The 11,188-nt window shown below is 63.0% G+C and carries 12 protein-coding genes; 11 read left to right on the top strand and 1 reads right to left on the bottom strand.

The window, feature by feature from the left end:
* Positions 1-4 precede the first annotated feature (4 nt).
* Complete coding sequence (locus ACO06O_RS11470; protein ID WP_421879802.1) at positions 5-871, bottom strand: aldo/keto reductase; 867 nt, start codon at positions 869-871, stop codon at positions 5-7.
* Positions 872-957: 86 nt separating this feature from the next.
* On the opposite strand from ACO06O_RS11470, the gene pseB reads away from it, so the two are divergent.
* Genes pseB through ACO06O_RS11525 form a run of 11 tightly spaced genes read left to right on the top strand, consistent with a single transcriptional unit; the run spans position 958 to position 11,188 of the window.
* A complete protein-coding gene (gene pseB, locus ACO06O_RS11475; protein ID WP_420420124.1) occupies positions 958-2,007 on the top strand; it encodes a UDP-N-acetylglucosamine 4,6-dehydratase (inverting) in 1,050 nt (349 codons plus the stop codon).
* Complete coding sequence (locus ACO06O_RS11480; RefSeq protein ID WP_421879805.1) at positions 2,004-3,044, top strand: class I SAM-dependent methyltransferase; 1,041 nt, start codon at positions 2,004-2,006, stop codon at positions 3,042-3,044. The genes pseB and ACO06O_RS11480 overlap by 4 nt, the downstream gene beginning before the upstream one ends.
* Positions 3,044-3,907, top strand: a complete 864-nt coding sequence (locus tag ACO06O_RS11485) for an SDR family oxidoreductase (protein WP_421879809.1) — start codon at positions 3,044-3,046, stop codon at positions 3,905-3,907. The genes ACO06O_RS11480 and ACO06O_RS11485 overlap by 1 nt, the downstream gene beginning before the upstream one ends.
* Positions 3,904-4,986, top strand: a complete 1,083-nt coding sequence (locus tag ACO06O_RS11490) for an N-acetylneuraminate synthase family protein (RefSeq protein WP_421879811.1) — start codon at positions 3,904-3,906, stop codon at positions 4,984-4,986. Before ACO06O_RS11485 ends, ACO06O_RS11490 begins: the two co-directional genes overlap by 4 nt.
* A gap of 1 nt (position 4,987) precedes the next feature.
* Positions 4,988-5,662 (top strand): glycosyltransferase family 2 protein, encoded by a 675-nt coding sequence (locus tag ACO06O_RS11495; protein ID WP_421879814.1) that lies wholly within the window; start codon positions 4,988-4,990, stop codon positions 5,660-5,662.
* Positions 5,659-6,444, top strand: a complete 786-nt coding sequence (locus ACO06O_RS11500) for a cytidylyltransferase domain-containing protein (RefSeq protein ID WP_421879817.1) — start codon at positions 5,659-5,661, stop codon at positions 6,442-6,444. The genes ACO06O_RS11495 and ACO06O_RS11500 overlap by 4 nt, the downstream gene beginning before the upstream one ends.
* Entirely contained in the window at positions 6,441-7,751 is a 1,311-nt protein-coding gene (locus ACO06O_RS11505; RefSeq protein WP_420420118.1) for an aminotransferase class III-fold pyridoxal phosphate-dependent enzyme, read from the top strand. The genes ACO06O_RS11500 and ACO06O_RS11505 overlap by 4 nt, the downstream gene beginning before the upstream one ends.
* Entirely contained in the window at positions 7,748-8,524 is a 777-nt protein-coding gene (locus tag ACO06O_RS11510; RefSeq protein ID WP_421879820.1) for an AAC(3) family N-acetyltransferase, read from the top strand. Before ACO06O_RS11505 ends, ACO06O_RS11510 begins: the two co-directional genes overlap by 4 nt.
* Positions 8,521-9,975, top strand: coding sequence for an AMP-binding protein (locus tag ACO06O_RS11515; protein ID WP_421879824.1), 1,455 nt, complete (start codon positions 8,521-8,523; stop codon positions 9,973-9,975). Before ACO06O_RS11510 ends, ACO06O_RS11515 begins: the two co-directional genes overlap by 4 nt.
* 48 nt (positions 9,976-10,023) lie before the next feature.
* The gene (locus tag ACO06O_RS11520) at positions 10,024-10,278 is read left to right on the top strand and encodes a phosphopantetheine-binding protein (protein WP_420420115.1); all 255 of its coding nucleotides are present in this window, start codon (positions 10,024-10,026) and stop codon (positions 10,276-10,278) included.
* 10 nt (positions 10,279-10,288) lie between these two features.
* Entirely contained in the window at positions 10,289-11,188 is a 900-nt protein-coding gene (locus ACO06O_RS11525; protein WP_421879827.1) for a methionyl-tRNA formyltransferase, read from the top strand.

The raw sequence follows: 11,188 nt of genomic DNA on the forward strand, positions 1-11,188 counted from the left end.
GCTGCTATTGTGTTTTGGGCCAGACCCTCGGGTCGATGGCCGCATCCGGAACCGAGATCAGAGCCTGCCGAATTGCGGTTTCAATCGCGCTGGGCGGCGCCGGCACGGCCAGGCCTTCGGCCAAAGCGTCGAGATGCCCCGGTTCGGCGATACCGAAGACCAGGTCGCGCAATGCCAATCGGTGGCGAACATAGGCGATGGCGAAGGCATGAGGGCCGATTGCCATGTCGGCCGCCGCGCGATGCAGGATTTCCTGGGCCGGACGCAGGGCTTGCAGATGTGTCGGCAGTCTCTCCGGCGACAGGCCGATGATGCCCTGAAGATAGATGCTGCGATAAACCACCCGCGTATCGGTCGACGCGTCCGGGAAGCCGCTATCGGCGAAGCGCGTGTCGTAGGGATTGGCCGGGGCCTGGATCAGGACAGCGCCGTCGATCAGTTCGTCCGTCCGACGGGCGGCGGCGACATCGTAAACGGAGGCACCGAAAGCGTGTACCCGATCGCGATAGGTCGCGAGGGTGTCGAACAGGCCGGGCCGCGACAGAGTCGCGGGGTCGTGGGCAAGCAAACCGTGGACGCGTTCCCGCCCCAGAAGGGCGAGGCTCGTATCGACGGATTTTGTGACGGAACCGGCGTCCCCGTCGGGAAACTTGGTCACGATCTCCGGGTCTCGATCCGGATGCCGCGCGAGCCAGGCGCCCAGGCGCTCTTCCGCCAAGCCGTATCCGCGCGCCGTGTCCAACCTGCGGATGCCCATTTCCCAGGCACGATCGAGGATGCGAAACACCGCCGCTTCGGTCATAAGGGTGCGGTTCAGTCCGTAAGGCATACCGAACTGAACTGTGCCAAGGACGATTTCAGAGAAACTCATCAAACGCGTTCCAACTTGATGTGCGGGCTTATCGGATCGACCCTGCCCGCCATTTCCGGACAGTAGCATAATCGGAGCATGTAACCATGACAGCGATGGCCGATTTCACGAGCCCCAACTCAATCGACCTCAACGGCAAAGGGGTTCTCGTCACCGGCGGGACCGGTTCATTCGGCAAGGCCTTCATTCGCCGCGTTCTCGAGAAGTTCGAGCCCGCGCGCCTGGTCATTTACAGCCGCGACGAACAGAAGCAAGCGGAAATGGCGCAGGAGTTTTCGCCGCTGGACCATAAGTGCCTGCGCTATTTCATCGGCGACGTGCGCGATGCCGAACGCCTGCAGCGCGCCATGCAGGGGATCGATATCGTCGTCCATGCCGCCGCGATGAAACATGTGCCGATCGCCGAGTACAATCCGTTCGAAACCATCAAGACGAATGTGATCGGCGCGGAGAATGTCGTGAACGTGTCGATCGATTGCGGCGTCGAACGCGTGGTCGCCCTGTCCACCGACAAGGCCGCCAATCCGGTCAATCTTTATGGCGCGACCAAGCTGTGCTCCGACAAACTGTTCGTTGCGGGGAACAATCTCGCCGGACAGGCCAAAACGAAGTTCGGTGTCGTGCGCTATGGCAATGTTCTGGGCAGCCGCGGCAGCATCATCCCGCTATTCCGCGGCATGGTCCGCCGCAAGGTGGATGCCCTGCCGATCACCGACGAGCGGATGAGCCGTTTCTGGATCACCATCGAACAAGGCGTGGACTTCGTTCTGATGTGTCTGGGCGAAATGCAGGGCGGCGAAATCTTTGTACCGAAGATCCCCAGCATGACGATCCCGGCACTGGTGGATGCGCTCGCGCCCGGCTATCCGACCAAGATCGTCGGCCTGCGGCCGGGCGAGAAGTTGCACGAGACGATGATCACGGTGGACGACGTGCCGAACACCTTGGAGTTCGAAAACTGCTATGTGATCAAGCCGACCAATGTTCCCAAGTTTGAAACCCTGAAGCCGACGATCCGCAACAAGGCGGGAACCTCGGTCGAAGAAGGATTTCAATACCGGTCCGATCTGAACGATTGGTGGCTGGACGCCGAGGGCCTGCATGCGCTTCTGGCAACGGCGGAGCCGGCCGAATGATCCGTTACGGGAAAAGCTCCGGCGCCCTTCTGGCCCACAAGAAGGGATTCTTTGCAGAGAATGACGGCCTTCTGAACGAGGGCCGTCGCATTGGCGCCGTCTATACCCAGCAGCCCCGCCGAACGGACTGCAAATGCTGTGACGCCCCCCTGGAAGGGCCGCGCTTCACCAAGCAAGGCATCGAATACGTTCTGTGCGGCCGTTGCGGTCATTTGAACGGCGCCCATGAAGATACCGATGCCTTTTGCGAGGCGATGTATGTTCAAGACGGCGGCGCCAGTTACGCAAAAACCTACTCATCCGCCGACAAGGATGCCTATCGCGCCCGGGTTCGCGACATCTATGTGCCGAAAGCCGAATTCTTGCGCGACGCGCTGTCCGAGGCGGGAGAGACGCCGGAGACCCTGCGCTTCGCCGATCTGGGCGCCGGCTCCGGCTATTTCGTCGCCGCGATGCGGGACGTTGGCTGGCCGCATTCTCACGGATATGAAGTATCCGATGTGCAAGTCGCCCTTGCCCAGGCGATGATTTCCGAGGATGCGGTTAAGGCACACGCATTGGACGCGGCCGCAGAAATCGCCGGGACCGTCGAGGCGGATGTGGTCAGCATGATCGGTGTTCTGGAACACGTCCAGAATCCGCGCGACATCGTCGCCGCGCTGCGCAGCAATCCCAATGTACGCTATTTCTATATTTCCGTGCCGCTGTTCAGCCCCAGCACGATGATCGAATGTGCCTTCCCGGAGGTCTTTCAGCGCCAATTGTCGGCGGGCCATACGCATCTTTATACCGAAGGCTCGATCGACTGGATGTGCCGGGAGTTCGGCCTCAGCCGCCTGTCGGAATGGTGGTTCGGAACGGACATGGTGGATTTCTATCGGTCCGTCGCGGTGGAGTTGGAGCGCAATCCGGAAACGGCCGCCCTCGCGGGTTACTGGCGCGAAATGATCGTGCCGGCCCTGGACGAGGCACAACTGGCGTTAGACACGCGCAAGACCGCGTCCGAAGTCCACCTGCTGATGCGTTTCGCGGATTGATGAAGACCCTGATCCTGGGCGGGACCGGCCTGCTGGGTCCCTATCTGCAAGACGCTTTCGCGGCGGACGGGCCGGCAATGGTTGTCGGCCGGACGAAGGGGCCGCACCGGGTCGATGTTCTGGACAAGGACGCCATGGCGGCTCTGATCCAGGCGGAGCAACCGGACACGGTAATAAACGCCGTCGCCCTGACGGATGTCGACGCATGCGAACGGGATCCGGAGCGGGCGGACGCGCTGAACCGAGGCCCCGCCGCCGCCCTGGCTGAAATCCTGGCGCCGCGGGCCTGCCTGGTGCACCTGTCCACCGATCAGGTCTACCCGGGCAGCGCCGGCCCCTACGAAGAAGACCGGACCGATCCGATCAACGTCTACGGGCGCACGAAACTGGCCGGCGAACTGGCCGCGTCGGCCCATCAGAACTCGCTGGTACTTCGCGTCAACTTCTTCGGGCGGTCCCGCACCGCTGGGCGTGTCAGCCTGTCGGATTGGCTGACCCAGGGTGCCCGCGAAGGCCGCGCGATGACGCTGTTCACCGACAGCTTGTTCTCGCCGCTGCGCATGGAGACCTTGGCCGGCATCACGCGAAATCTGGTCGCCGACGGCATTCGCGGAACATACAATCTCGGCAGCCGGGAAGGCGCCAGCAAAGCCTGGTTTGCGCGCCGCCTGGCGGCGGCATTGAACCTGCCGCTGACGAATGCCACGGAAGGGGTATCGGCCGATCTGCCCGGCCGGGCCCCTCGTCCCAAGGACATGCGGATGGATGTGGCGAAACTGGAAACCGCCGCCGGGTTGGAGTTACCGACGCTGGCACAGGAAATCGACGCCCATGCGGCGGAAGAGCAAGGGGAAGCAAGATGAGCGAGACTGAACGGGTCACCTTGGATACTGGCCGTTTCAAAGTCGGCGACGACCATCCGACATACTTCATCGCGGACATCGCGGCCAACCACGACGGGGACCTGTCCCGCGCCAAGGATCTGATCCATCTTTGCGCCGAAGCCGGTGCGAACGCGGCGAAGTTCCAGAATTTCCAGGCAGCGACCATCGTTTCCGACTACGGCTTCCGCGCGTTGGGCGGTCAGCAGTCCCATCAATCCGCCTGGAAGAAGAGCGTCTTTGATGTCTACGACGCGGCCTCGTTGCCGATGCAATGGACCCAGGAATTGAAAGCGGCCTGCGACGAAGCGGGGATCGACTATTTCACCGCGCCTTACGATATGGCGATGTTGAAGGAACTGTCGAAATTCGTCGCCGCCTGGAAGCTGGGGTCGGGCGACATCACCTGGCATGCGTCTATCGCGGAACTCGCGAAGGACAACAAACCCTTCTTCATCGCGACCGGCGCCGCGAATATGGACGAGGTCGAGGCCGCCGTTTCGGTCGCCCGTGCCCATACCGATCAGCTTTGCGTCATGCAGTGCAATACCAACTACACGGCATCGCTCGAGAACTTTCATCACATCGCTCTCAACGTGCTCAAGACCTATGCCGCTGCCTTCCCGGATGTTGTGCTGGGCCTGTCCGATCACACGCCGGGCCATGCCACGGTTCTGGGCGCCGTCGCCCTGGGCGCACGGGCGGTCGAGAAGCATTTCACCGACAGTGTCGACCGCGAAGGCCCGGACCATAAATTCTCGATGGATCCGACGACCTGGCGCGACATGGTGGAACGCACCCGAGAGTTGGAAGCGGCCCTCGGCCCGACCGAGAAGCGGGTCATGGACAACGAGAAGGAAACCGTGGTGCTGCAGCGACGGGCGATCCGCACGACCCGCGCGCTTTCGGCCGGCGCGACACTGACGGAAGCGGACCTGATTCCGCTGCGCCCCTGCCCGGCGAACGGCCTGCCGCCCTATCGGATGCCCGACCTGATCGGCAAAGCCCTGGCGCGTGACATCGACGAGGGCGATATCGTGACGATGGAAGATTTGCGCTGACATGACAGGGGCCGGCGACACCGCCATTCTGATGCCTGCCTTCAACGAAGCGGAAACGATTGCGGAGGTCGTGCGCAACGTCTCCCAATGCGGATTGCCGCTTGTGGTGGATGACGGGTCGACGGACGGGACTGCTGAACTGGCGGAAGCCGCCGGGGCCACGGTCATCCGGCTGTCGCCCAATCGCGGCTATGAGGGCGCGCTGGAAGCGGGCTTTGAAGCGGCAGGCCGCCTCGGACTGCGCCGCGTCGTGACCTATGACGCCGATGGCCAGTTCGAACTGGCCGGGCTCAAGGCGGTGATCGCGGCCATGGCGTCGGGGAATAACCGCCTCGTGCTCGGCCAACGGCCGGAGGCCGCCCGTTTCGGGGAATGGCTGTTCAATGTCTACACGCGGCTCCGTTTCGGTGTGGGCGACATCCTGTGCGGGCTGAAAGGGTATGACGTGTCCTTGTATCGCGAGGTCGGACGTTTCGGGACAGGCCGGTCCGTCGGCACGGAACTGGCGCTGGCCGCCCTGCGGCGGGGCGAAGCCTTCGACACGGTGCCGGTAACCGTCTTGCCCCGGCAATCCGGCCCATCCCGGTTCGGTCAGGGTTTCCGCGCGAACCGGCGGCTGCTGACCGCCCTTTGCGACGCCGTAAAATTCGATCTGTTCGGACGGAAATCAGCATGAAGACGGTCGCAATCGTCCAGGCCCGGATCGGCTCCACGCGGTTGCCGGGCAAGGTTCTCTTCGAACTGGCCGGACGGCCGATGATCTGTCTGATCCTGGAACGGATCGGCCGGGCCGCCGGTATCGACCAGGTCGCCCTGGCAACGGGCGACGGCCCCGCCAATGACGCGCTCGCCGCCGTCGTTGCCGATGCCGGTTATCAAGTCGTTCGGGGATCCGAGGAGGATGTCCTGTCGCGCTACCGTCTTGCCTGCGAGGCGACCCAGGCCGACGTCGTCCTACGCGCGACCGGCGATTGCCCATTCATCGACCCCGACGTATTGGACGCGCTGTTGTCGCTGCGAAGCCATGAAAATCTCGACTATGCGACCAATGTGAAGCCCGAGACCTGGCCGGATGGCCTGGATGCCTCCGTCTTCACCAGGGAGACGTTGATGGCGGCCGACGCGGAAGCCACGCTATCGTCCGAACGAGAGCATGTCGTGCCCTGGATGTGGAAGAACTGCGCGTTCGAGGGCGGCAGCCGCCTCTCCAGCGCCAATCTAGCGGCCCCCGCGGATCTGTCGGCATTGCGTTGGACGGTCGACGATGGATTGGATTACCGGCTCGCCCGGGGTATCGCGGAAACCCTTGGCAGGGACGGTGCAGCCACGGCCGGTTGGCAGCAGGTCCTGTCGGCCTTTCAGTCGCAACCGGCGAATCTTTTGGCAAACCAGTCAACCCTGCGAGACGAAGGCTATTTGAAGTCGCTCGCGAAGGACGGGATCGAATCCTCAAAATGACGAAACTCGGTGACAATCGGCGCACGCCGCCGCTGGATGCTTCCCTGGCACTGCTGAAAAAGGCGGAAGGCGCCATTCCCTCCCAGACCCAGACTTTTTCCAAAGGCTGGACCCAGTTTCCGCGCGGCGTCTCGCCTGTCTTCGCCGAAAGGGCGGACGGCGGAACGATCTGGGATGCCGACGGAAATGCCTTTATCGATTGGCCGATGGCGCTCGGCCCGCTATTGCTGGGCCACAATCACCCCGCCGTAACGGAAGCGGTGACCAAACGATTGAAGGACGGGATCGCCTTTTCCCTGCCCACCACGGTGGAACTGGCCCTGGCCGAGCGTTTGATCGATTGGTTCCCCTATGCCGAACGTGTTCGTTTCGGCAAGAACGGCTCCGACGCGACGGCCGGCGCGGTTCGCGCGGCGCGGGCCTTCACCGGGCGGGACCGCATTCTGTGCTGCGGTTACCATGGCTGGCAGGATTGGTTCATCGGGACGACGCTGCGTCATGCCGGGGTACCGCAAGCGGTCCGCGATTTGACCACGCCCTTCGCTTACAACGACCTCGACGCCCTTTCCAAATTGCTGGACCAGCATTCGGGCCAGGTCGCGGCCATCATCATGGAACCGATGGGAATCATCCCCCCCAAGCCGGGTTACCTGGAAGGGGTCCGTGCCCTGGCCGACAAGCACGGCGTCGTTTTGATCTTCGACGAATGCTGGACCGGGTTCCGCATTCATCTGCAGGGCGCCTACGGCGCGTTCGGGGTTCAACCGGACCTCGCCTGTTTCGGCAAGGCGCTGGGCAACGGTGTCCCGATTTCGGTGGTGCTGGGCCGCGCCGACATCATGGATGTCTTCAACGACGTGTTCTTTTCCTTCACCTTCGGCGGCGACCTTCTGGGCATCACGGCGGCGCAGACCGTCCTGTCGCTGCTTGAGACGGAACCCGTCCTGGAGCATGTCTCCACCATTGGCCAAGCGCTGATGGACGGCATGTCCCGGCAGATCGCGGCGCATGGGTTGAGCGGCAATATCGGCCTGGACGGATACGCCGCGCGGCATGTCATGTGGTTCAAGGGAGACGGCGCGGACGGCATGCTGATGAAAAGCGTGTTTCAGCAGGAAGGAATCGCCGGGGGCGTTCTGGCGGCCGGCTGGCATGCGCCGTCTTTCGCCCACACGATGCAGGACGTCGAGCGGACGCTCGAAGCCTATGACGTCGCCTTCGCCACGATTGCCGACGGACTTGCGTCGGGCGACCTGGACGGCAAGCTGCGTGGCGAACGGGTTCAGCCGGTATTCCGCAAACCGTGAGAGCCTCACCGGACCAAAATCTGGCCGCATTGAAGGCCAATCTAGACGCGCTCGATCTGCGGCCCGGCATGGATCTGGCGGTCCATTCCAGACTGCTCAGCTTCGGCCGCATCCCGGGCGGGGTTGAAACGGTTTATCAGGTCCTTCGGGATGCCGTCGGCCCCGGCGGGACCCTAATTTTTCCGACCTACACCCTGCCGCTCACTTCGGAGACTCTCTACGATGCGGCGACCACTCCGTCGCACGGCATGGGTGCCCTGTCGGAATATGCCAGACAGCGTCCCGACGCTGTGCGGACGGACTGCCCGATGCATGGTCATTGCGCCATTGGACCGAAGGCGCCGGGATTGCTGAACTGCGATCCCCTGCTTTCCCTCGGCCCCGGTGCTTCCTTCGAATGGATGCTGGCGGAGGGTTTTCATCTTCTCCTGCTGGGATGCACCGCGCAGGAAGGCGCCACCTATATGCACCATGTCGAAGCCATGGTTGGCGTGCCTTACCGGAGTTGGATCGACGTGCCGCGGCGCATTCTTCGTGCCGGATCCGTCACAGATGTCCAGTGCCGGTACTATGGCCGTGCTAGGGACAGCCGCGTAAAAAACGATCTGAGCCGCGCGGAAGCCGCCCTGAAAGACCATCCGGACTGTGTCGTGGCCCCGATCGATGCGTCCCGCGACAGCCTGCGCGCCCCATTGGCGGCAGTCGACGAGACGGTGCGCGGCTTGCTGCACCAAGACCCCTATGCGTTGACCCGACAGGAAGCGACGCCGTGAAAGATCCTGTAGACCTGCTGTTCGAAGCGGCGCACCGGCATCCCGACCACCCTGCCGTTGAGGATGGGGCCCGGATCACGAGCTATGCCGAACTGGCCGATCTCGTCCGCCGTTTGGCCGCTGCCATTGCTGCCGCGGTCCCGGCGGATCGGGAACGTCGGGTTCTGGTTCGACTGCCGCGCAATGCCGAAGCCTATGCCGCGATGTTCGCGGCGCTGCATGCGGGCGGCTATTACTCCCCAGTGAACCTGGACCACCCCGCCGACTTGCAGCGGCGGCAATTGCATCGCTTCGCGCCTTCGGTGATTGTCGGCGCCGTCTCGGATATCGATCCCCCCGGCGTGCCGGTTATCGATCCGTCCGAAAGTCTTCCGCAAGAGAGGCTCGCGGAGCCGGCCGCAGCGCATGACCTAGCCTATGTCATGTTCACCTCCGGATCGACCGGCGAGCCGAAAGGGGTGATGGTCGGGCGCGAAGCGCTGACGCACTACACCGATTGGGCGCGGTCGGAGATCGCGGCAGGGCCACAAGACCGATGGTCCCAGCACCCCAACCTCGGTTTCGACCTCAGCGTTCTGGATGTCTATGGCGCGCTGTGTTCCGGTGCGACACTGGTCCCGCTGAACGACCGGCGGGACCGGCTAGTGCCCGCAAGCGCAATTCGGAAACTGGGTCTCACCATCTGGAATTCCGTGCCCAGCGTCGTCGACCTGATGCGGCGCGGCGGCAAGATGACCGGCGAGACATTGTCCAGCCTGCGCCTGATGACTTTCTGCGGGGAACCGCTGTTGCGGGAGCATCTGGATGCGATCTTCGCAGCGCGCCCGGACCTGACGGTCTACAACACCTACGGCCCGACCGAAGCGACTGTGTCGATGACCCTGCTGCGCCTCGATGCCGATACCTATCGGGACCATTGCCGTGAGAATGTGGCCATCGGCGACCCGATCCCGGGCATGCATATCCTTCTGGAGGACGGGCCGGACAGCGATGAGGGCGAAATTGTTATCGCCGGACCGCAGGTGGCACGGGGATACTGGCAGGATCCCGCCCTGACGGCCGACCGTTTCGTGTCCAGACAAATTGCCGGACAAACCCTAGCCGCCTACCGGACGGGGGATTGGGTCGCGCGGCACGGCCCGGATATCTATTTCACCTCTCGGATAGACCGACAGATCAAGATCAACGGCTATCGACTGGAATTGAGCGCCGTCGAGGCCGCCCTGCGCGACGCCGGGGCCATCGCGGCCTGTGTCGTCTTTCATGACGGCCGGCTGGTCGGTTTCGTCGAAATGGCCGACGGAAATGTCGAAGCCTTGCGGAACGGCATGACCGGCACCCTTCCCGCCTATGCGATACCCCAGGATATCCGCGTCCTTGACCGACTGCCGCGCAATGCGAACGACAAAATCGACGCCGGGGCCTTGTTGTCCCGGATGCAGTCGGAGTAAACGGGCGGACTTTCCGTAATCTCACGCCTACACCGGGAAAATCAGAGCATGAACGATATCGAGATCACGATTCGAAAAGTGTTGGACGACACATTGCGCGGCATGGGCAGCACCCCGGTCGATGTCGACGGAAAGGCGAACCTGCTTGAGAGCGGGGTTCTGGATTCGTTTGGCTATCTCGATTTCATCGGATCCCTGGAAGACGCGATCGGAATTCCCATCGACATTTCCGATCTGGACGAAGAGCGGATGGTCTCCGTTGACGGCCTCTGCATCGAAGTCGAACGTTTGAAGGCAGCCTGAGAACATCACGATGCGGATCGCACTTGCCGGTGAAGACCGCCCGGCTCAACGGGTCGCGGCGGCGTTGAGCGAGGCCGGTCACCTCGCCGCATGGTTCACTGCCCAGTACGATCAGCCGCGCGTCGCAAGTCTGGCCGGCAAGGCCGGCGCCACCCTGCATCCCGATACCGGGTTAAGCGATGGCACCGCCCTGAAGACGACGTACGATTGGCTTCTCACCGTCAATTGCGCGCGACTGGTCCCGGCAGAGGTCCTCGATGCCTACAAGGGCCAGGCCCTCAATCTGCATAACGGCCCCTTGCCCGCTTATGCCGGACGGCATGTGACGCAATGGGGGATTCGAAACGGAGAGAGCCGGTTCGCATCGACAATCCATTATCTGGAATCCGGGATCGATACCGGAGATGTCGTCGCTGAGACCTGGTACGATATTGGGCCGACAGAAACCGGCCTGTCGCTGTTCGATCGATCTTTCCGGCTCGGAACGGATTTGATGCTGCAGGTCGTCGAAACTCTCGCCGCCGGCAGCTCGCTGCCCCGGCGGAAACAGGACCTGACATTGCGGCATCTGTATCGGCACAAGGACGCGCTGGACGGGCGGATCGACTGGCGCTGGAGCCCGCGCCAAGTCGTCGACTTCATTCGGGCCGGAAACTACGCGCCGCTTTCTTCACCAACCTACACGGCGCATCTGGCCCATGCCGACGGTCCGATACTGGTTCTGCGCGCCGAGCCCATTGACGCCAAGGGAAAGCCGGGTGAAGTGCTGTCCGCGGAATCCGAAGGCCTGACGGTGGCCTGTGGCGGGGGTGCGGTGCGCCTGACGCAATTGAAACGCAACGGCAAGGCGTGTACGGCTCCCGGATTGTACGATCCGGGAACGATCCTGCCCGGACGGGATGGAGTTTGA

Origin of the sequence: Pacificispira sp. (genome assembly GCF_965228185.1) — a bacterium.
GTDB lineage: Bacteria > Pseudomonadota > Alphaproteobacteria > UBA8366 > Aestuariispiraceae > Pacificispira.